Annotated in this window: 20 protein-coding genes; all 20 read right to left on the reverse strand. The window is 32.9% G+C overall.

Annotation, left to right across the window (positions count from 1 at the left end; genetic code table 11):
• Positions 1 to 29: 29 nt before the first annotated feature.
• The 20 genes from BDW31_RS07395 to rimP all read right to left on the reverse strand — a co-directional run bounded on the left by BDW31_RS07395 (position 30) and on the right by rimP (position 21,654).
• A complete protein-coding gene (locus tag BDW31_RS07395) occupies positions 30 to 1,172 on the reverse strand; it encodes a CinA family nicotinamide mononucleotide deamidase-related protein (RefSeq protein WP_110709470.1) in 1,143 nt (380 codons plus the stop codon).
• Between the two features lie 154 nt (positions 1,173 to 1,326).
• Positions 1,327 to 1,902: a CDP-diacylglycerol--glycerol-3-phosphate 3-phosphatidyltransferase gene (pgsA, locus tag BDW31_RS07400; protein ID WP_053024910.1), complete on the reverse strand. Its 576-nt coding sequence runs from the start codon at positions 1,900 to 1,902 to the stop codon at positions 1,327 to 1,329.
• 33 nt (positions 1,903 to 1,935) lie between these two features.
• A complete protein-coding gene (locus tag BDW31_RS07405; protein ID WP_053024909.1) occupies positions 1,936 to 2,328 on the reverse strand; it encodes a helix-turn-helix domain-containing protein in 393 nt (130 codons plus the stop codon).
• A gap of 21 nt (positions 2,329 to 2,349) precedes the next feature.
• Positions 2,350 to 3,180 carry a YmfK family protein gene (locus BDW31_RS07410; protein WP_037551607.1) on the reverse strand — a complete coding sequence of 277 codons (831 nt, stop codon included), beginning with the start codon at positions 3,178 to 3,180 and terminating at the stop codon, positions 2,350 to 2,352.
• 173 nt (positions 3,181 to 3,353) lie between these two features.
• Positions 3,354 to 4,058 carry an elongation factor P 5-aminopentanone reductase gene (gene ymfI, locus BDW31_RS07415; protein WP_037551608.1) on the reverse strand — a complete coding sequence of 235 codons (705 nt, stop codon included), beginning with the start codon at positions 4,056 to 4,058 and terminating at the stop codon, positions 3,354 to 3,356.
• The gene (gene yfmH / locus BDW31_RS07420; RefSeq protein ID WP_053024908.1) at positions 4,058 to 5,347 is read right to left on the reverse strand and encodes an EF-P 5-aminopentanol modification-associated protein YfmH; all 1,290 of its coding nucleotides are present in this window, start codon (positions 5,345 to 5,347) and stop codon (positions 4,058 to 4,060) included. The genes ymfI and yfmH overlap by 1 nt, the downstream gene beginning before the upstream one ends.
• Positions 5,347 to 6,621: an EF-P 5-aminopentanol modification-associated protein YfmF gene (gene yfmF / locus BDW31_RS07425; RefSeq protein ID WP_053024907.1), complete on the reverse strand. Its 1,275-nt coding sequence runs from the start codon at positions 6,619 to 6,621 to the stop codon at positions 5,347 to 5,349. Before yfmF ends, yfmH begins: the two co-directional genes overlap by 1 nt.
• Positions 6,622 to 6,646: 25 nt before the next feature.
• Entirely contained in the window at positions 6,647 to 7,363 is a 717-nt protein-coding gene (locus BDW31_RS07430; RefSeq protein WP_037551693.1) for a GntR family transcriptional regulator, read from the reverse strand.
• Between the two features lie 3 nt (positions 7,364 to 7,366).
• Entirely contained in the window at positions 7,367 to 9,784 is a 2,418-nt protein-coding gene (locus BDW31_RS07435; protein ID WP_053024906.1) for a DNA translocase FtsK, read from the reverse strand.
• Between the two features lie 235 nt (positions 9,785 to 10,019).
• Positions 10,020 to 11,693 carry a ribonuclease J2 gene (gene rnjB / locus BDW31_RS07440; protein WP_110709465.1) on the reverse strand — a complete coding sequence of 558 codons (1,674 nt, stop codon included), beginning with the start codon at positions 11,691 to 11,693 and terminating at the stop codon, positions 10,020 to 10,022.
• Positions 11,694 to 11,899: 206 nt separating this feature from the next.
• Positions 11,900 to 14,002 (reverse strand): polyribonucleotide nucleotidyltransferase, encoded by a 2,103-nt coding sequence (pnp, locus tag BDW31_RS07445; RefSeq protein WP_037551618.1) that lies wholly within the window; start codon positions 14,000 to 14,002, stop codon positions 11,900 to 11,902.
• 135 nt (positions 14,003 to 14,137) lie between these two features.
• Positions 14,138 to 14,407 carry a 30S ribosomal protein S15 gene (gene rpsO, locus BDW31_RS07450; protein WP_011275926.1) on the reverse strand — a complete coding sequence of 90 codons (270 nt, stop codon included), beginning with the start codon at positions 14,405 to 14,407 and terminating at the stop codon, positions 14,138 to 14,140.
• 117 nt (positions 14,408 to 14,524) lie between these two features.
• On the reverse strand, positions 14,525 to 15,496 hold the full coding sequence (ribF, locus tag BDW31_RS07455; RefSeq protein ID WP_053024905.1) for a riboflavin biosynthesis protein RibF: 972 nt from the start codon (positions 15,494 to 15,496) through the stop codon (positions 14,525 to 14,527).
• Between the two features lie 14 nt (positions 15,497 to 15,510).
• Positions 15,511 to 16,428, reverse strand: a complete 918-nt coding sequence (truB, locus tag BDW31_RS07460; RefSeq protein ID WP_053024904.1) for a tRNA pseudouridine(55) synthase TruB — start codon at positions 16,426 to 16,428, stop codon at positions 15,511 to 15,513.
• A gap of 229 nt (positions 16,429 to 16,657) precedes the next feature.
• The gene (gene rbfA, locus BDW31_RS07465; protein ID WP_037551622.1) at positions 16,658 to 17,008 is read right to left on the reverse strand and encodes a 30S ribosome-binding factor RbfA; all 351 of its coding nucleotides are present in this window, start codon (positions 17,006 to 17,008) and stop codon (positions 16,658 to 16,660) included.
• 161 nt (positions 17,009 to 17,169) lie between these two features.
• Entirely contained in the window at positions 17,170 to 19,305 is a 2,136-nt protein-coding gene (gene infB / locus BDW31_RS07470) for a translation initiation factor IF-2 (protein WP_037551624.1), read from the reverse strand.
• A 4-nt stretch (positions 19,306 to 19,309) separates the two neighbouring features.
• A complete protein-coding gene (locus tag BDW31_RS07475; RefSeq protein ID WP_037551625.1) occupies positions 19,310 to 19,627 on the reverse strand; it encodes a YlxQ family RNA-binding protein in 318 nt (105 codons plus the stop codon).
• On the reverse strand, positions 19,624 to 19,908 hold the full coding sequence (gene rnpM / locus BDW31_RS07480) for an RNase P modulator RnpM (RefSeq protein ID WP_037551627.1): 285 nt from the start codon (positions 19,906 to 19,908) through the stop codon (positions 19,624 to 19,626). The genes BDW31_RS07475 and rnpM overlap by 4 nt, the downstream gene beginning before the upstream one ends.
• A 25-nt stretch (positions 19,909 to 19,933) precedes the next feature.
• The gene (nusA, locus tag BDW31_RS07485) at positions 19,934 to 21,166 is read right to left on the reverse strand and encodes a transcription termination factor NusA (RefSeq protein WP_053024902.1); all 1,233 of its coding nucleotides are present in this window, start codon (positions 21,164 to 21,166) and stop codon (positions 19,934 to 19,936) included.
• 20 nt (positions 21,167 to 21,186) lie between these two features.
• Positions 21,187 to 21,654, reverse strand: a complete 468-nt coding sequence (gene rimP / locus BDW31_RS07490; RefSeq protein WP_037551630.1) for a ribosome maturation factor RimP — start codon at positions 21,652 to 21,654, stop codon at positions 21,187 to 21,189.
• Positions 21,655 to 21,675: the final 21 nt, after the last annotated feature.

The following is a 21,675-nucleotide window of genomic DNA, read 5'->3' on the forward strand; positions in this document are numbered from 1 at the left end:
ATGAATACTCTAGTTTTCAAAAATAATAACTATTTAAACCAATTTATTAACTTTATCATGGCATAATTTTGACTTCTGCTTTTTAAAATATTTCGTTTTAGAGGCATTTTAAATGTCTCATATTTAAACACACTGTCATCATAGTATCCAAGATAAACTTGTTCTTGATCGTGTAATAACGCTATACCCCAATCAGTTTTATATAAATCTTTTACATATTGAGATACATATTTTAATTTATCTACAATATCATCAAAATCAGAAACAAAGACTGATGAATCAGGTAGTTGTCCTTTCAAAAAATGATTTAAATCTTGGTTTTTCAAACGTGTATATAGTGCACCATTGGTCACGCCATCATATATGCTGAAACTTTTATTTATAATATTCATTAATGCCTGTTCAATAACGATATCATCCGAACCGTAATAATAGTCACCTATTCTTGCAAGAATCTTCTCTTTAGTAGGTGCAATTAACTTTTTGCATTCATTTTCTGTATTTGCATTAGCAGTTAATCTAATATAAACTTCATGCGTACCAGCTAATGGAGCAATGGTTGGATTATCTTGACTATCAATTAAATCCATTAACTCTGTTTCAACTTTAGATTCTCCAATTCCAGCGAATCTTAATTGTTCTGAGTGTATAACTCTATCTTCATCCATTAAATAAGGTAATAACTCATTCTTTGCCATTGGTTGCATTTCACTTGGTGGGCCAGGTAATAAAATGACTTTCTTATCTTCATATTCCACAAACATACCAGGTGCCATCCCATATTTGTTTTGTAATACTTTTGCACCTTCAATAACCAAAGCTTGTTGCTTATTATTGGGTGTCATTTCTTGTCCTTGTTCTTTAAAATAATTCTCAATATATTCTAATGCATTTGTATCTGTCACAAGATTTTTACCAAGCACTTTCGCAACAGTATGCTTTGTTAAGTCATCTTTTGTAGGTCCTAATCCCCCAGTAAATACAAGTGTATCAAAACGTTTTAACCCCTCTTTGATAACATACTCTAATCTTTGAGGATTATCGCCAATCACAGTATGTTCGACAACACTTTTACCAATACTATTAAATAATCTTGATAAATATTGTCCATTCGTATTAGCAATTTGTCCTAATAATAACTCAGATCCAACAGCTATTATTGAAATATTCATGTCCATTTATCCCCCTAACGATAATTCTTACACAACATCTATCATTATAATGCAAAGTATGACATTTATTCTAAAAATTGAACTAAAAAACCAAGAATAAATAGGAATAGAATTATCTTTCTATCACTATCATTCTTGGTTATATTTCACTAATTTAATGTTTGAAAACATCTCTACCTTTATAAAAGTATTCAATACCAGATAAAATCGTGAATAAAACACCTATATAAAGTAATACTTGTCCAATTTGGATGCCTATCCATGTTGCTAATAAATCACCTAATAAAACCCAAATAATTGCAACCATAGTCACAGCAGTTTTAATTTTACCTAATTGACCAGCAGCACTAACAAACCCTTGTTCAATCTGTAATAGACGTAATCCTGTAACAGCAAATTCACGTGCAATTATAATGATTGCTACTACTGAATTTGTAAGTCCTAATTGAACCATAACAATTAGTGCACTGGAAACTAGCAATTTGTCAGCTAGTGGATCTAAGAATTTACCCATATTAGTTACAAGTTGCCATTTTCTAGCTAAGTACCCATCTAGGAAATCACTTAAAGAAGCTACAATGAAAATGATAGCAGCAATAAGTTGTTCAATACGGATTTCAAATCCACCTAAAATAGATACATTGCCAAATCCAAAGTTTACTAGAGCAAATAATATGAAAAACGGAATTAGTATTACTCTGAAAACCGTAATTTGATTTGGAATATTCATGTTAAAGCCTCATTTCTAAATTTATCTCTCATTTTATAATAGTAACACAGCTAAGACCCATAAGATAAAAGTTATTACAATAATGCCACCAATAATTATCATTAATTGTAAAGGTTCTTTACTCTTAGTACGATATGTAGGCGCATCATCATTATGATATCTGTATAAAAACTCATTCAATTGATGTTGACTATCTGGTATTTCCTCTTGATGCGCTTGAATCAGTTGTTGTGAATCAATATTTACCACACTCGCATAACGTCGAATAAAACCCTCTGCGTAATCAACTTTAGCTAATTTATCAAACTGATTTTGTTCGATTAATTTCAACGTATCACGTTTAATTTGAGTGCGCTCTTCTAATTCTGCTAACGTCATTCCTAGCCTTTCACGTCTACCTTTTAATGTTTCACCAATTGTCTTCACTTCTAAAAGCCTCCACAACCACTATTCAAAAAATCCAAATCCTCCGCCAAACATGTCTTCTCCAAAGTCTAGCGTGTTTTTACTTTTAACTGTTTGTTGTTTCATTTGATCATATTCAATTTCTTGATTTTCATTTTCTCTTAATTCAATAATATAATCAAAATCATCCATGCTATAATTACCCGATTCCACAAATAAATCTGGATGTTCAACCACTTTGATTGATGGTAAGGTCATTACTTCTCGCACTAATTCTTGATGCTTAGGGTTTGATTCTCTAGCAGTGACAGCGCCATCAATAATATAAACATGGTTAGAATCATATTCTCCTTTAATAAGAGAGCTTCGTACAGTTTGCTTAATCAATGTAGAACTAATAAATAACCATCGCTTATGCGCACATACACTTCCTGCTACGATTGATTCTGTTTTTCCGACACGCGGCATACCTCTGATACCAATTAATTTATGACCTTCCTCTTTAAATAGTTCAGCCAAAAAATCTACCAATAAACCTAAATCTTCACGTTCAAAACGAAAAGTTTTTTTATCATCGGCGTCTTGTTCAATATAACGTCCATGTCTAACAGCCAATCTATCACGTAATTCAGGTACTCTTAATTTAGTAATTTCTATCTCACTAAGCTCATTGATTATATGTTCAAAGCGATTAACTTTCTCAAGACTGTCCGTTTTAATTAATAAACCCCGTCGACCTTGATCAACCCCATTAATCGTAACGATACTTATACCTAACATACCAAGTAAACTCGAAATATCACCCAGTAAACCTGCTCGGTTAACTGTGATTTCATATTCAAGATACCATTCTTTCTTTTCGGCTACTGTCATCAATATCCGCCCCTTGTTTTAAATGGTAACCTACCATCGGAATATTAAAATTAGTAATCATATTATAGCATTTAGAACTTGGTTCAAAAATCTTTTTTTACTGTGTAAGGGAAATTTACTATAGCTAATAGAGTAGTGACGTTAAATACTATCACATCCTCAATTGTCACAACTTAAATATACCAAGCACCGTTTACTTTTTGGACAGTTCCAGTAATACTTTTCGCCAAAGGATTCCATAGATAAGCACACGTATGCGCAATTTCACAAGGATTAATCATTCTTTGCTGAGGCAATTCTGCTAATATAGCTTTCAATTCATCTGAATTAAAAACTTGTGACATATTTCCACTTACAAAACCAGGCGTGATAGCATTAACAGTGACATTAGTCATCGCTAATTCTTGACTTAGCGCTTTGACGAAACCGATTTGTGCACTTTTCATTGCCGAGTAAATTGTTTCCATACTCGCACCTGTTTCACCCCAAATGGATGAAATAACAATAATTCGACCAAACTCACTTTGACGTATTAAGTCTATAAAATAACGACAACATCTAATTAACTGCTTAACATGAATGTTATAGCTAAGATCAATATCTTTATCTGACATATCTTGCAATAAGCCATACAAAGCTGTACCACTACTGTATATCAAACAATCTAAATGTTTGATGTGAGCAAACGTAGTTTCCAAATCAATATTTTGCGTTAAATCAACTTGTATAAATTCGACTGCTTTGCCTTTGTACTTATCTTGTAATGCTTTTAAATCTGATTGAAAATATTGAATAATTACTTCATTACCTTCTTCTAATAAACGCTCTACAATTGCTGTTCCAATAGTGCCTGACCCACCAAGTACTAACGCTCTCATTAAGCTTTAGGCTCCAATCGACTATCAACCATATTATTGATATTTAAAAATTTAGATGCAGTTTCATTAATACTATCTAATGTTATATTATCTATAATATCTAACATATCGAATACACTGACGCCCTCAAAGTATAATTTAGAATATTGATTTGCAATATATTCAGGAGAATTTAAACTTGAAATAAATTCCCCAATAAATTGTTTTTTCAACAATTCAAATGCTTCTTGATCATCAAGATTACCACAATACTTGTTTAGCTCTCTTAACAACACTTCTTTTAACTTATCTGGATATTGCGTTGCACTGGTGATAATTGAAAAACAATATGTAGGTTCGAGTACAAATTGATATCCAAAAGATTCGTCTATTAAATCTTCATTTAATAAAGTCTGATAAAATTCAGTTTCTTCACCAAATATTAATTCGAAAAATAGTGTCATTTCTAAATCATGTTGTACGTATTCATGTGGTAAAGCTTCAGTTGGTTCATTTTTAAAACCTAACATTAATCTAGGAGATTGTAATTTCATTTCTTCTGAAACAAAAGGTGTTATAACATTTGTTGGTTCATCAACAGTTGCTCGTTCAATGCTAGACTGATTCGTTTTATCCCTTTTATTTTCATGAGTTTCAACTATGTCACGTATGTTTTCAGGATTGACATCTCCAACGACAAATAACACCATATTTGATGGATGATAAAATGTTTCATAACATAAATATAAATCATCTTTAGTAATGTTATAAATGCTTTCAACGCTTCCTGCTATATCAACTTTAATAGGGTGATTTTGATACATAGCACGTAAAGTATTAAACATAATTTTATAACCAGGTTGCTCCTGATACATCTTTATTTCTTCAGCAATAATACCTTTTTCTTTATCTACCGTTTCCTTAGAAAAGAAAGGCGTTTCAACCATTTCTAATAATCTTAAAATATTCCTTTCAACATTATCTGTTGCACTGAACAGATAGCTAGTGCGATCAAAACTAGTAAATGCGTTTACTTGAGCATTATCATTGGCAAATGCAGTGAATAAATCTTCAGTATCATCTTTCTCAAATAACTTATGCTCTAAAAAGTGAGCGACACCATCTGGCACGGTCACAAAATCATTTTGATTATGAGGTTTGAAAGTATTATCGAGAGAGCCAAATTGAGTAGTATACGTTACAAATGTCTTTTGGAATCCTTTTTTTGGGATAACAAATAAACGTAAACCATTAGTTAATTCATGTTCAAAAACACGTTCATCAATCAATTCATAGTATGTTTCCCTCATTAAGAATGATCCCCCTTTGTAAGTACATATATCGTATCTAGTTCTGCTTTATTAGCCATTGATATCACATCATCCTTTGTTACTTTTTGAATGTGATCTATGTAGCTTTCGTCTGTTTGTTTATAATCTAACAGTAGTTGATTTTGCATGACCTCGATGATACTTTTAGGTCGATCGGTTATTTCGTGCCTATGAGAAATGATAATTTTTTTAGCAAGTTCTAATTTATCTATATCAAATTCACCGCGTTTAAACTTATCAAACTCCTCTAAAATTGTATCTTTAGCAAGTTCATATTTATCTGCTGAAACACCGCTTAATACAAAAAGATAACCGTTTTTACTATCTAATTGAGAGTGTATTGAATATGCTAGACTTTGCTTTTCACGCACTTCATTAAATAATGCAGATGATGGATCGCCACCGAACATCGTGTTTAATACAACCAATGCATAATAATCATTTACCCCGAATCGTGTTGGAAAACGATAACCCATATTTAATTTAGCTTGATCAACTTCATCTTCTTCAACTATATATTGTGTTTCTGAACATGAATCTTTTAAATTAAGTTGATTAGTTTTCGCTATTTTAAATGGATTAATCGTAAATTTAGATTGAATTAATTGTTTAACTTCTTGTTTATTTACGTTACCTACTACATAAATGGAACATAGGTCATTACTAATCATGTTTTGATATGTATTATATAAATTTTCAGGTGTGATTGTACTAATTTTTTCAATCTGACCTGTCGCTAAATGACGATAAGGTTCATCTTTAAACATATATTTTAATAAATTCAAGAAAGAATATTGTGCTTTATTATCAATTACAGCTTCAATTTTCTTTGATAATAATGATTTTTCTTGATTTACAAACGTTGTGTTAAAGGCATTATTCTCTATAAGTGGATTCATTATCACTTCATATAGTACATTTAATCCTTTTTCAAATAAGGGTGTTGAATCTTTTAAATAGCGTTCGTTAACTATTTCTAACGAGATAGTGATAACATGTTTATCTTTAAATTTTGAGACAAAACTATGTATGTATGCACCATATAGTTCAGATAGATGTTTAATAAATACTTTATCCGTGGACCATTTTTTTGTAGCACGTATTAACAACTTGCTTAACAATGATCGTGCTGTAATAGTTTCATATTCTAAAGTTGCCATAAATTTAAAGGTAATCAAAGTTGTCTTAAATTTATCTGTAGGTAACACATCAATATGTATTTGATGCTCATTATTAGTTTGTTGTTCTAACATTCATCCACACTCCTTAATATTGTTTCTATATTTTTGTACGCGTCAATTTAAATTTAACTAGACTGCTTTTCACATAATTTAATGAGTATAAAATAGGTTTACCCATTTCGTCATAATGTACAACCTTTAATAGCATTAAACCTTCATGTGGTGATGCGTTTAGAATATCAGAAATATGTGGTTCATAACTAATGGCTTCAACCTCTGTTTCAGCTGAAGCGACTTTATGTCCCGTATTAGTCTCTATTGCATTTAACATAGAACCATCGCTCACTTGATAATCTGCACATGTTAGATAATCTTCTGCGATTTTATCTAAACAATAAATTACTGGTTGGTGGTTGGCAGTACGCAGTCGTTCAATGATTGTAATAGGTTGTTTATCATTGATACCTAACATTTGTGCATCCAGTATAGAGGCAGGTTGTTGCTCTAAACTTAAATATTCCGTGCTTGAGTGGTAGCCAGCTTCTTTAATCATATCGTTGATGCTAAATAATTTATTCAATGGATAGAAGAAGGGGTGCAATGTTTTTACGCTTGGTCCTTCTTCAAAGTTATCTGTCAAGACTTGTTCAGTTATGAGTCCACCAATCGCTTCATAGACATCATCAGTTTTTACATTTAATTCTCTAGCAATCGATAAATTGCTAGGTAATTTATCACCAGGTTTTAAAGATTGTTCTTTAATCTGCTTAAGAATATATTCTTTCACTTTAAAAGCTGAGTTTAACTCTGTCATCATTTACACCTCTTCATCATCTAAATTTACTAATACTTGTCTAGGTTTACTACCCTTTTGTGGGCCGATAACTTGGTTACGTTCCAAATCGTCCATTAATCTAGAAGCTCGATTATAGCCAATCCTAAATTGTCGTTGCAATAGTGAAGTACTAGCTTTCTGTTGTTCAATTACAAATATATATGCATCTTCATATAAAACGTCTTCACTCTTCATTTCTGATTTATCTACTGGCGCATCTGGTTCCATTTCTTTCACATAATTTGCTTTTTGTTGTTCAACAACATAGTTAACTACATCTTGCACTTCTTGATCACTTAAGAAAGCACCTTGTACACGCGTTTGAGCTGATTCACCATTTCCTACATATAGCATATCACCTTTACCAAGTAATTTTTCAGCTCCACCAGAGCCTATAATTGTTCTAGAGTCAGTTTGAGAACTTACTGCGAACGCAATACGTGATGGTATATTATTTTTGATTATACCAGTGATTACATCTACAGATGGTCTTTGAGTAGCAACAATTAAATGAATGCCTGCTGCTCTAGCCATTTGAGTGATACGTTGAATTGCGTTCTCTACTTCTTTACCTGCAACCATCATTAAATCAGCTAACTCATCTACAATGACTACTATATAAGGTAATTCTGCTTGTTTTTCATCAAGTTCTTCATTCTGACGGCGTATAAATTTATTATACCCTTCAATATTACGTGTAGATGAATGCTGGAATAAATCATATCGTCGTTCCATTTCAGCAACTACCTTCTCTAATGCTTGAGAAGCTTTGTGTGGATTTGTAACTACCGGTATTAATAAATGGGGCACCCCATTATAAACATTTAATTCCACCATTTTAGGATCAATTAACATAAGTTTAACTTCATGAGGTTTTGCATTTAAAAGAATACTAGTAATAATGCCATTGATACATACTGACTTACCACTACCAGTTGATCCTGCAACTAATAGGTGGGGCATTTCATTTAATTGAATTGTCATTGGTTCACCAGAAATATCTCTACCAAGTCCAACTTCCAGCTTATTACTCGCTGGGAATTTAGATTCAAGAACTTCTTTAAGCGTAACTAAAGAAATCTTATCGTTTGGTACCTCTATACCAACAGCTGATCGACCTGGAATTGGTGCTTCAATTCGTACATCTTTCGCTGCCAAAGCGAGTGCAATATCATTATGCAAATTAACAATTTTACTAACCTTAACTCCTTGGGCTGGTTGGATTTCATATTGTGTAACAGCTGGACCAATTTTAATTTGCTTAACTTTTGCATTTACACCAAAATTTTTCATTGTTGATTCGAGTATCTGGCCTTTACGTTGAACTTCAGACTTAGATGTAGATTGTTGCTTAGCTGGCTGATTAAGTAATGATAATGGAGGAATGTGATATGCCACATTTGACTCTTCACCAGCTTCGGAAATTGTTCCATTCATTTGATGATTATCATTTGAATTCGACTCTGGTAAATTTTCATCCTCTAGATTTGTTTCATCGTTACTACTATTCTCTTTATCAATATCTTCACTATTTAAACCAAAACGTCTTTTCTTACGTTTATTAGTAGTTGTTTGTTTACTTTCTTGCGATTCACTATGTCCATATATAGGAATATCTTCTGGTTCAGTACTAACTTCAGGGAAATCACTAACATCTTTGATTTGTGCTGACTCAAGTTGTTCTTGTTCTAATTGATGTTGTCGTAGGCGTTCACGCTCTTCTTCTTTTTCACGTTGACGTTCTTCTTTTTTAAGTTTGTTTTGTTCTCTTTTTACTTTGAAATTAGATGATGCACTTTGACTTGAGTTTCTCATTTTATCAATTGATGCTTTAACAACATCTCTATGTCTAAGTTTAAGCAATAAAATAATACTAGAACTTAATAAAATTAATGTAAGAATGATGACACCGGCAATTGAAATGAGTGGAATAAATATTTTAAGTAAATAAAATCCTATTAATCCCCCACCAAAATTCGGAAAATGACTATGTTCATAAGCCTTATAGACATAGGATAAAACAGGTTCTCTTTCAGATACTACACCTTTTTGAAAATGATAAATAATTTGTGTTGTAATTAATAAGACAAATTGTAATGATATTAACCCAAAAGTCCGTCTTGTTTTAGGAAATTTCTTCTGCATTGCAATATAGACTGTAATCAAACTTAGTAATATGTATGTTAAATAGCGACTCATTCCAAACAAATAATTGAAAAAGCTATCAATCATTCGACCAACAATTCCTAATTGAAACATTCCCAAAACCGACGAAATGACTATAATGATTGCAACGATATAGCGAATTGAGCTATCTTTTTTCTGTTGCTTTTTCTTAGTCGATTTACGAGCTGTTGCACCCTTTTTACGAGTTGTTGTTTTTTTCTTAGTTTGTGGCAAAATAGTACACCTTCTTTATTTATCACTTAGTATTTCTTTTTATACAAATATTTATAGTATTCCGATATGTATTAATAGTATTTTTAAAAGTATGAAAGAGGTTGGAACAATACCAACCACATTTAGACTTATCGTCATAAACTAAAGTGAATAATTTAAGTAATGAGTTTACATAACCTTTTAAATTATTACACAACTGTGATGTTGTCCCGACCTCTTTTGGATTGTATATATCTTAAATTTCTGAAATAACTGGAATAATCATTGGACGACGTTTTGTACTTTCAAATAGTAATTTACTGATTTGATCTCGCATATTCTGTTTGATGTCAGACCACTCAATACGTTTCTCTTGAAGACCTGCTTCAACAATTTCACGAACCTTATCTTCTGCTTCCTTCATTAGTTCTTCACTTTCACGGACGTATACAAAGCCACGTGATTGAATTTCAGGACCAGCAGCAATTCGTCTATTTTTCGGATCCAATGTAACAACTGCAATAAAAATACCATCTTCTGCAAGTAAATGACGATCTCTCAATACGATATTACCGACATCTCCTACACCAATACCATCGATAAGAATATTGCCAGAATTAACTTTCTCGTTTAATACCATATCTTTACCGTAGTAATGAATAACGTCTCCCTTTTCGACTAAGAAAATTTTCTCCGGCGCCACACCAGATTCGTTAGCCAATTTAGCATGCGCAATTTGCATTTTAAATTCACCTTGAACAGGGATAAAGTATTCAGGTTTCATAATATTAATCATCATTTTTAATTCTTCCATGCAACCATGACTAGATGCATGAATCTTTTTATTGTTAGGAATAATATATGCACCTGCGCGCACTAATTCATTCAGTGTATCAGCAATGATAACTTCCATATTAGCTGATGCTGTAATTGCTAAGTATACTGAATCGCCTTCTTCAATATTCATTATTTTGTGTTTCTGTTGGGCCATTTGGCTCAATGCTTCGATAGGTTCGCCTTCCATGCCAGTGGCAATAATTACTACTTCATTTTTAGGATAATTTCCAACTTCGTTAATAGGGATTAACAAGTCTTTAGGAATGTCAAAATATCCCATTTTACGTGCAATATTAAACGAACTTTCAAGTGAACGACCTAAAAATGAAACTTTACGATTTAATTTGCTTGCAGTGTTCAATACTTGTTGAATTCTAATAAAGTTTGAAGCATAGCATGACACAATTAAGCGTCCTTGTACTTTCGCAAAAGCATCGTAAATGTGCGATTCTATAACATTCTCAGGTGTATTATATCCAGGTTTCTCAGCTTCTGTTGAGTCACTGATTAATGCGAAGACACCTTCTTCACCTATTTCAGCCATACGTTTGATATCTGGCGTGTAATGTCCTTGTAAACTTTGATCAAATTTAAATTCACCTGTATAAACGATTGAACCGTATGAAGTATGAATGCAAATTCCTAAACTATCAGGAATGCTGTGTGTAGTGTTAAAGAATGTAATATTAACATTTTTAAATCTCATTACTGAATCATGATTTACAGTATAATAACGTACTTTCTTTTTAACATTACGTGACTTCATATTTTCTTTAACAAGTGCTAACGTTAATTTAGAGCCATATACTGGTGCATCAATTTGTTCTAAAATGTAGCTAACTGCACCAATAGCGTGTTCATGACCATGGCTTAGAAAGATACCTTTTAGTTTTTCTTTATTTTCAATGACATATTGAATGTCAGGAATTACAATATCTACACCTAACATTTCATCTTCTGGGAACATTAACCCCGCATCTAACATAAACATTTCATCGTCTACTTCAACGATATACATATTTTTTGCGATTTCGCCGACACCACCAAGTGGAATGATGCGAATATCGTCATTCTTTTTTTTCACTAAACTCAAAATGTTACCTCCTATTATAAAATCCCCGTCCATATAAACTCATAATTTATTATAGTTTAATTTATGTTGGATGTACACTATTAAAGTATTTCTTGAGGCATTATAGTAACAATCGAATTTAGTATTAGATATTATATAATTCTTAATTTTAATGATTCTTATAAACTAATAAAAGACTAGGATGATAATCTCCTAGTCTTAAAATATTATTTATTTTCATCTAATGCTTTATGAGAAGCATTTACGCGACCTTGTTTGTCAATTTCAGTTATTTTAACTTCAATTGAATCGCCTATACTTAATACATCCTCTACTTTATTAATACGTTCTTTTGAAATTTGAGAGATGTGTAATAAAGCATCTTTACCGGCAAACAATTCTACAAAAGCACCATACTTTTCAATACGTTTAACTTTTGCATTGTAAACTTGGCCTACTTCCGCTTCACGTGTGATATCTTCAATAATTTCACGAGCACGGTTAATCATGTCTTGATCAATTGCACCTATGAAGATTGTACCATCTTGTTCAATATCTAATTTAACACCAGTTTCATCAATGATTTCATTAATTTTCTTACCACCTGGTCCAATTACGTCTCTAATTTTATCAGGTTTAATATGCATTATTTCCACTTTAGGAGCATAAGCACTTAATTCTTTACGTGGTTGATCAATTGTTTGTAACATGTGATCCATTATCGCTAATCGACCTTGTCGTGCTTGTTCTAAAGCTTCTTCGATGACTTCACGTGTTAAACCATCAATTTTAATGTCCATTTGTATCGCAGTAATACCTTCTTTTGTACCTGCAACTTTAAAATCCATATCCCCTAAAGCATCTTCCATACCTTGTATATCCGTAAGAATCGTATAACTATCTTCACGTGTAACTAGCCCCATTGCTATACCTGCAACAGGCGCTTTAATTGGCACACCAGCATCCATTAAAGCTAAAGTTGAACCACAAATTGATGCTTGTGAAGATGAACCGTTAGATTCTAATACTTCACTTACAATACGTACGGTGTAAGGGAATTCAGTTGTATCTGGAATAATGTATTTTAATGCTCTCTCGCCTAATGCACCATGTCCAATCTCACGACGACCAGGTGCTCTAACTGGTCCTGTCTCTCCAACAGAGAAATTTGGGAAGTTGTAATGATGCATGAATCGTTTTTCTTGTTCAGGACCTAGTCCATCAATAAGTTGATAATCACCTAATGCTCCTAATGTTAATACAGATAAAGCTTGTGTTTGTCCACGTGTAAATAAACCTGAACCATGTGCTCGTGGTAATAAACCAACTTCAGATTCAAGTGGTCTAATTTCATCTGGTTTACGCCCATCAGGTCTAATTTTTTCATCAGCGATAAGACGACGTACTTCCTCTTTAACTAAGTCATTTAAAATTGCATAAACTTCATCAATTAACAATTCATTTTCAGGATCTGCTTCGTCAACAAATTCAGTTGCAATTTCAGCTTTTAACGAATCCAAGTTTTCGTCACGTTGTTGTTTATCAAATGTTAGAACTGTTTCTTTTAAGCCTTTTTCTTCAGTAAGTGTTTTAACTCTTGAAACCAGTGTTTCATCACGTTCTACAGGTACAAATTCTTTTTTAACAGGTTGAATGTGAGCTACCACTTCTTCTTGGAATGCTACTAAACGTTTGATTTCATCATGTCCGAAGAAAATAGCTTCTAACATTTCTTTCTCAGTTATTTCACTTGCACCGGCTTCTACCATGTTTACAGCGTCTTTATGACCAGCAACTTCTAAATCTAGACGTGAAACTTCTTTTTCCTCAACGGTAGGGTTAATTACATATTTACCATCAACATAACCTACATTAACACCAGCAATTGGTCCTTGGAAAGGAATATCTGAAATACTTAATGCCATTGAAGAACCTATCATTGCAGCCATTTCAGGCGAACAATCTGGATCAGCGCTTAGTACTGTGTTCATAATTTGAACGTCATGTCGATATCCTTTAGGGAAAAGTGGTCGAATTGGTCTATCAATTAAACGTGCAGTTAATGTTGCTTCATCTCCTGGACGACCTTCACGTTTTTTAAATCCTCCTGGAATTTTACCAGCAGCATACATTTTTTCTTCATAATTAACTGTTAATGGGAAAAAGTCACCATCACGCGGTTCTTTAGATGCTACAGCCGTAGATAATACAACCGTATCTCCATAACGTACTAAAACTGCACCATTAGCTTGTTTTGCTAATTGTCCTGTCTCAATCGTTAACGATCTTCCAGACCACTCAGTTTTAAACACTTTCTTTTCTTGAGACATTATGAATCTCCTCTCTGAAATCTATTAATTACATCATATCATTTATTTTTCAAATTTTATATTAGTGATTTATATTAAACGATAAAAAAAGGAAAGTACCAAACTAAATGGTGCTTTCCTCTTAATATATAAAAATTAACGACGGATACCTAATGATTTAATTAATTCACGGTAACGTTGAATATCTTTACCACGTAAGTAGTTTAACAAGTGACGACGACGACCTACCATTTTTAATAATCCACGACGTGAATGGTGGTCTTTTTTGTGTTCACGTAAGTGTTCGTTTAACGCAGCGATTTCTGCAGTTAAAACAGCGATTTGTACTTCTGGTGAACCAGTGTCAGTTTCGTGCACGCGATATTCTTTGATAATTTCATTTTTACGTTCTTGAGTGATTGCCATAATTAAATTCCTCCTAAAATTTGTATACACCTTAATCTGAGCTAGGCGTCGGAGTCTCAACCCGCCAAGATAAAGGAATAATATTTAAAGTTGAATTTTATTTTCTAGAACCCAACTTTAAATATTATACGATACATCATCACCGAAATCAACTGAAAGTAAGTATTTCGCTTTTTCTTTATCATTATTCATTTGTTCAACTAATGGATCAATACCATCAAATTTAACTTCTGGTCTTAAATAATGATGCCAATAAACAATGACACGTTCACCATATATGTTGTCATTAAAATCAAAGATATTAACTTCAATCACTACTTCAGCTTTAGAAGGATCGTGAAAAGTAGGTTTAACACCAACATTAGCTACACCACGATAGATCTTATTTTCAGCACCTATCGCCATACTAACAGCATAAACCCCTTTCTTAGGTAAAACATAATCATCACTTGGTTGAACATTTGCCGTAGGAAAGCCAATTGTACGTCCACGTTTCTCTCCTTGAACTACAGTGCCTTTAATTCGATAGAGATAACCTAACTGCTCATTGGCCTTTTTTAAATTTCCTTCTTTCAAAGCTTCCCTAATTGCAGTAGTAGAGATTTTTTCAGTATCCATTTCTTGTTTACCAACTAATGTAGTGCTAAATTCATCCATTTCATTTAATACGGACATGTTACCTTTTCCGAATTTACCGTAAGTAAAGTCAAAACCAGCAATCACTTCTTTAACACGATTATTAATAATATAGTCTTGAACAAACTCTTCTGCTGTTACACTCGCAAATCGTGAAGAAAAATTAATAACAATACAATAATCCACGTCGTGTTGTTCAATCATTTCAAGTTTATCTGAAAGTGGTGTTAAATAATCTGTGCGTTTACGTTCAGGATTTAACACAACAGAAGGATGAGGATCGAATGTTGTTACTGCCTTTTTTAGATTTTGCGCTGCAGCACGTTCATCCAATGCTTCAAACACTTTATGATGACCACGATGCATGCCATCAAAAAAGCCAAATGCCATCGCAACGTCTTCTTTTATCAATTGATTTTCTTGAATTGGATGGGTTACTTCTATCACTTTCATAACTTTAGACTCCTTTAATTAAATACTTTTTTAGGTTTTATTTCATGATTTTTATCCGGATGTTGAATATAAATTGCCATTACTTCCTCCGTCTCAGAATCAATAAAGACGAGTTGTTGTTCAATCATTTGATTAAATTGTTTTTTATTAAACTTTTGTCCATTTAATATTCTAGTTTTTATATTTTCATCAGAAACATAAATTTTCGGCAAACTTTTCAAACCATATTCTAAAGGAAATAAGTTTGATTGTAATGTGTCTTGCTCATGTAATTGAGAGATTTGATCTAATGTTATACTATCTTGAATGTCAAACCCACCTGAATTTATTCGTGTCAATAGCGACATGTGAGCTGGATACCCTAATTGTTTACCAATATCCGTTGCTAATGTGCGAATATATGTACCTTTACCACATTTAACCTCAATATTAAAATGACATTTCCCATCTTCGAATTGAAGTTCAGAGGTGCGTGCTATCGAATCTATATTTACTTTACGAACTGGTCGTTCAACAGTTTCACCTTTTCGTGCATACTCATATAACTTTTTACCATTTACTTTAACAGATGAATACATAGGTGGAACTTGTTCTATAATTCCTTCAAATTGTTTTAAAACAGCGTCTACTTTATTAATATTTATTGCATTTTCTTGTACATCTATTTTATCAATAACTTCTCCTGTTTGATCTTCCGTAGTCGTACTTTCCCCTAGAGTTATGGTAGCATTATAAGATTTTCCCATATCCATCACATAATCACTTACACGAGTGGCAGTACCAATACATACTGGCAATACCCCAGAAACTTCAGGATCTAATGTCCCAGTATGACCTATTTTCTTAGTTTTTAAGATTTTTCTTAGCTTAAAGACGACATCATGACTCGTCAATCCACGCTCTTTATATACAGGTAAAATACCATTATACATTTTTTCACATCCTTCAGTTTTAAGTACACCTATGTATCATAACTTATCTGACTTAACTTGTGTTATTTAATATAGAAGTAATAACACTAATTCGTATATCATATAGCTAAATTGGTAAATTTTTAATTACTTTAATTTTTAAAAAAAGAGTAGAACTGAAATTATACTAATTTCAATGTCCTACCCCTTAACTATTTAGTAAATTTGCTGTAATTAAGATTATAAATAATTATCTATCTTGCTTATGCAAATCTTGAATCATTTTCTCGATTTTATTACCATACTCAATTGATTCATCATATTCAAAGAATAATTCTGGAACGATACGCAATCTCATTCTTGAACCTAATTCAGATTTAATAAATCCTTTCGCTTTGTCTAAAGCTTTAAACGTATCATTAACTTCTTTTTCGCTACCTAAGACTGTAAGGTAAACTTTTGCTTGAGATAAGTCATTTGTTAAGTCAACGTCAGTAATTGTGATAAACCCTACTCTAGGATCTTTAACTTTATTATTAACGATATCCATTATTTCTTTCTTCATTTGTTCGCCTACACGTTCTGCTCTCATGTTACTCATTTATGTCACCTCAATATTTGATGTTACTCTTCTTTGCTATTTTATTCACTATTTAAGTTAGATTTAAACGCATTATCTTAAAGAAACAATATATTGTAATGTTCATCATTTAAAAAGGTGGACGGTTTCTCCACGTCCACCTATACATATATTGTTAAGTCTTATCTTTCGATTTCAACCATTTCAAATGCTTCGATAATGTCGCCTTCTTTAATATCATTGAATTTTTCAATTGTAATACCACATTCATAACCTTGAGCTACTTCTTTGGCATCATCTTTGAAACGTTTCAATGTATCTAATTCACCTTCGAATAGAACAATTCCGTCTCTAATAATACGAACACCTGCATTACGAGTAATCTTACCTTCAGTAACATAACTACCAGCAATTGTGCCAACTTTAGACACTTTGAATGTTTGACGTACTTCAGCTTGTCCGATAACTTGTTCTTCGAATTCAGGATCAAGTAAACCTTTCATAGCTGATTCAATTTCTTCAATAACATTATAAATAACGCGATGCAGTCTCATATCAACGTTTTCAGCTTCTGCAGCACGTTTAGCACCTGCGTCTGGACGCACATTGAAACCAATAATAATACCATTTGACGCATTAGCTAATGTAACATCTGATTCATTAATAGCGCCAACAGCAGTGTGAATAATACGTACATTAACGCCTTCTACATCAATTTTCATAAGAGAAGCTGCAAGTGCTTCAACAGAACCTTGAACGTCACCTTTGATAATCACGTTAAGATCTTTCATTTCACCTTGCTTCATTTGTTCAAATAAGTTGTCTAATGAAACATTTTTACTTTCTTGACGTTGTTGGATGACGCTTGCTTCATGACGCGCTTCACCAATGCGACGTGCTTGTTTTTCGTCTTTAAAGATAACAAAGCGATCACCTGCTAATGGCACATCATTGATACCTGTAATTTCTACAGGTGTAGAAGGACCTGCTGATTTAATTCTTTGACCTAAATCATTAACCATCGCTCTAATTCGTCCATATGTGTTACCTACAACTATTGAGTCACCGACATTTAATGTTCCGTTTTGAACTAATAGTGAAGCAGCTGGACCACGTGATTTATCTAACTCCGCTTCAATCACAGTACCTACAGCTTGTTTATCAGGATTAGCTTTTAATTCTTGGACTTCAGCTACTAAGCCAATCATTTCTAATAAATCATCAATACCTTCACCACTTAATGCTGAAAGTGGAACAAAAATTGTTTCACCGCCCCAGTCTTCAGGGATCAAACCGTACTCTGTTAATTCTTGCATAACACGGTCTGGGTTTGCAGTAGGTTTATCAATTTTATTTACAGCTACTATCGTAGGAACGTTAGCCTCTTTAGCATGGTTAATTGCCTCAATTGTTTGTGGCATTACACCATCATCAGCTGCAACAACTAAAATTGTGATGTCCGTTACTTGAGCACCGCGTGCACGCATTGTAGTAAATGCTGCGTGTCCAGGTGTATCAAGGAATGTAATTTTTTTACCAGCATTTTCAATTTGATAAGCACCAATATGTTGCGTGATACCGCCTGCTTCTCCAGCTGTAACTTTAGTATGACGAATTGAATCAAGTAATGTTGTTTTACCATGGTCAACATGTCCCATAATTGTAACTACGGCTGGTCGTTCAATTGCATCTGGATCAACTTCTTCTTCATCAAAGTAAATTGATAAATCTTCTTCATTTACAACGACTTCTTTTTCAAGTTCAACACCATAATCATCCGCAATCAATTCTAGTGTTTCTTCATCAAGTGCTTGGTTAATATTAGCAACGATGCCTAATAAGAATAATTTTTTAATAATTCCTGATGATTCAATATTTAATTTATCAGCTAACTCGCCAACTGTAATGCCTTCTTCATATGTGATTTTAGATGGCATTTCTTTTGGTTCTGCTGCTGGTTTATTATTTTTGTTACCTTTGTTGTTTTTATTACTTTTATTGTTCTTATTATTTTTGTTATTTTTGGCATTATTTTTGTTGTTATTATTGCCTTTTTGATTCGCGTTACCTTTGTTGTTCTGTTTGTTATTATTTTTAGTATTGTTTTGTTGTTTTTGGTGATTATTTTGAGTGTTTTGTTTTGTATTCTTGTTACTTTCTTGTGGTCTAAACTTTTTATCAAGCGTCTTAATTTGATCGTCCTCTAACGCTTGCATATGGTTTGATACTTCTACATTCATATTTTTTAACTCATCTATAATCTCTTTACTTTTAACATTTAATTCTTTCGCATATTCGTAAATTCTTTTTTTACTCATATAATCACTCCTCACAATATTCATCTATCATCGACGTAAGCTTAGTCGCAAACCCAGAGTCTATTACTCCAATGTTCACACGTTCAGACTTGCCTAAAGATTGTCCTAATTCTGCTCTTGTACTAAAGATTCTAAATGGAACATGATATGTTTCACATTTATTTTTTATATTCTTTAAAGTGTTTTCTGAGGCATCAGATGCCATGATAACAAGCTTTATATTATTTTTCTTTATTTCAGTAAGCAATACAGACTCGCCAGACTTTACTTTACGGGCTCTCATTGCTAAACCTAAAAAGTTTAAAATTTGTTCTTTGCTCATTTAGGAATCTCTTCTCTATAAATCAAACGTATAATTTCTTTATAAACAGGGTCTAGCTTCTCAGAATCTGCATTAAAATATCTTTCAAGTACGCCTTTTTCTTGGGCTACTTCTACACTTTCAACATCTTTTAAAACATAAGCGCCTCTACCTTGTTGTTTCCCAGTACCATCAGCAAAAATGTCGCCTTCTTTGTTAATAACAACGCGAATCATATCTTTTTTGGGACGCATTTCATTTGTAATAATACATTTACGCATTGGAATCTTTTTCTTCTTCACTTAATTACTCACCCCAATTATCTGCTTATACGTCTTTTTCTTCATTGCCTGCTTCTTCGATATTTTCAGAAGGTTCATCGATATCTGCCGCTAATTCTGCAGTAGTTAAATTTGATTCCTCTAGATTAACATCTTCAATTTCGATATCTTCATCATCTGATTCTGATAAAACGATGTCTTCAGCTAATTCTTCAGATTCAATCACAGGATAAATTCCCGCTTCACGAGCATCAGTTTCTGATTTAATATCAATTTTCCATCCAGTCAATTTTGCAGCTAATCGTGCATTTTGACCTCTCTTACCAATAGCTAGTGACAATTGATAGTCAGGAACTACAACAACGGTAGATTGATTGTCTTCGTCAACGATAACTTCCAATACTTGTGAAGGACTTAAAGCATTACGTACAAATACTTTAGGATCTTCATTCCATTGAACGATGTCGATTTTTTCTCCACCAAGTTCTTCAACTACAGCTTCAACTCGAGCACCTTTTGCACCAACACATGCGCCTACCGCATCGATGTCTGGATTATCAGAATAAACACTAATCTTAGAACGATCACCAGCTTCACGTGCTACTGATTTCACAATAACAGTTCCATCATAAATTTCAGGAACTTCTTGCTCAAATAAACGTTTTAACAAGCCTGGATGACTTCTAGAAACGTAAATTTGTGGTCCCTTAGTTGTCTGTTCCACTTTATTAACATAGACTTTAATATGTTCATTAGGAATATATTTTTCGTTAGGACTTCTTTCAGCTTCAGATAAGACCGCTTCAATTCTACCTAAGTTAACATAAACGTAACGATGGTCAACTCTATCGATAACACCTGTTAAAATATCATCTTCTTTATCAATAAATTCAGTATACAGAATTTCTCTTTCAGCATCTCTTAGTCTTTGCATTACTGCTTGTTTAGCAGCTTGTGCACCAACACGACCAAAATCTTTTGGTGTAACATCTTCTTCGTAAATATCACCAACTTCATATGCTGGATTTTTAACTAATGCTGTACTTAAATCTACTTCGTCTCTGTCATCAAATACTTCTTCTACAACTTCTTTACGTGCTATAACTTTAAAAGTACCTTCATCCATATTTAATTCTACACGTACGTTTCTAGCACTATCATAGTTCTTTTTATATGCAGTTATTAAAGCTGCTTCAATTGCATCAATTAATACTTCTCTAGGGATTTTCTTTTCTTTTTCTAAATATTCAGTTGCTAATAAAAGTTCATTACTTGCCACAATTATTCCTCCTCATCACGTTAAATCATTACAGCGTGACGTGCTTTTGCAATTTTATTTCTTGGTATTTCAATTTGTTTTGTTTTAGCTTTTTCTTTAACTTCCATCGTGATTGTGTCTTCATCAACAGCTTTTAAAATTCCAAGCCACTCTTTATCGCCTTCAATTGGCGCATATAATGATACAAATACTGGTTTATCAATTGCATTGTGATAATCTTTTTCTTTTTTAATTGGACGTTCCGCACCTGGTGATGCTACGTCTAAGTAGTACATATCTGGAATTGGATCATTCTCATCCATTGCCTCGCTGATTTTTTCAGATGCAAGTGTGCAATCATTTAAATCGACACCGCCCTCTTTATCAATAGAGATTCTTAAGAAATGATCTTTCCCCTCTTTAGTATATTCAACTTCAACTAATTCAAAATTCAATTCGTCTAAAATAGGAGTTATGATTGTTTCTACTTCTTCAGTGATTTTACTCATACAGGCCTCCTTTTTCGGCAA

Source organism: Staphylococcus sp. AtHG25 (genome assembly GCF_003217445.1).
GTDB classification, from domain to species: domain Bacteria; phylum Bacillota; class Bacilli; order Staphylococcales; family Staphylococcaceae; genus Staphylococcus; species Staphylococcus haemolyticus.

Coding starts and splice junctions, on each gene's coding strand:
- pnp (WP_037551618.1), bottom strand. CDS start 14,002: ATGTCTCAAGAAAAGAAAGTGTTTAAAACTGAGTGGTCTGGAAGATCG.
- yfmF (WP_053024907.1), bottom strand. CDS start 6,621: ATGTTAGAACAACAAACTAATAATGAGCATCAAATACATATTGATGTG.
- ribF (WP_053024905.1), bottom strand. CDS start 15,496: ATGAAAGTGATAGAAGTAACCCATCCAATTCAAGAAAATCAATTGATA.
- rpsO (WP_011275926.1), bottom strand. CDS start 14,407: ATGGCAATCACTCAAGAACGTAAAAATGAAATTATCAAAGAATATCGC.
- truB (WP_053024904.1), bottom strand. CDS start 16,428: ATGTATAATGGTATTTTACCTGTATATAAAGAGCGTGGATTGACGAGT.
- rbfA (WP_037551622.1), bottom strand. CDS start 17,008: ATGAGTAACATGAGAGCAGAACGTGTAGGCGAACAAATGAAGAAAGAA.
- BDW31_RS07475 (WP_037551625.1), bottom strand. CDS start 19,627: ATGAGCAAAGAACAAATTTTAAACTTTTTAGGTTTAGCAATGAGAGCC.
- ymfI (WP_037551608.1), bottom strand. CDS start 4,058: ATGAGAGCGTTAGTACTTGGTGGGTCAGGCACTATTGGAACAGCAATT.
- BDW31_RS07430 (WP_037551693.1), bottom strand. CDS start 7,363: ATGACAGAGTTAAACTCAGCTTTTAAAGTGAAAGAATATATTCTTAAG.
- rimP (WP_037551630.1), bottom strand. CDS start 21,654: ATGAGTAAAATCACTGAAGAAGTAGAAACAATCATAACTCCTATTTTA.
- yfmH (WP_053024908.1), bottom strand. CDS start 5,347: ATGAGGGAAACATACTATGAATTGATTGATGAACGTGTTTTTGAACAT.
- BDW31_RS07410 (WP_037551607.1), bottom strand. CDS start 3,180: ATGACAGTAGCCGAAAAGAAAGAATGGTATCTTGAATATGAAATCACA.
- infB (WP_037551624.1), bottom strand. CDS start 19,305: ATGAGTAAAAAAAGAATTTACGAATATGCGAAAGAATTAAATGTTAAA.
- BDW31_RS07395 (WP_110709470.1), bottom strand. CDS start 1,172: ATGAATATTTCAATAATAGCTGTTGGATCTGAGTTATTATTAGGACAA.
- pgsA (WP_053024910.1), bottom strand. CDS start 1,902: ATGAATATTCCAAATCAAATTACGGTTTTCAGAGTAATACTAATTCCG.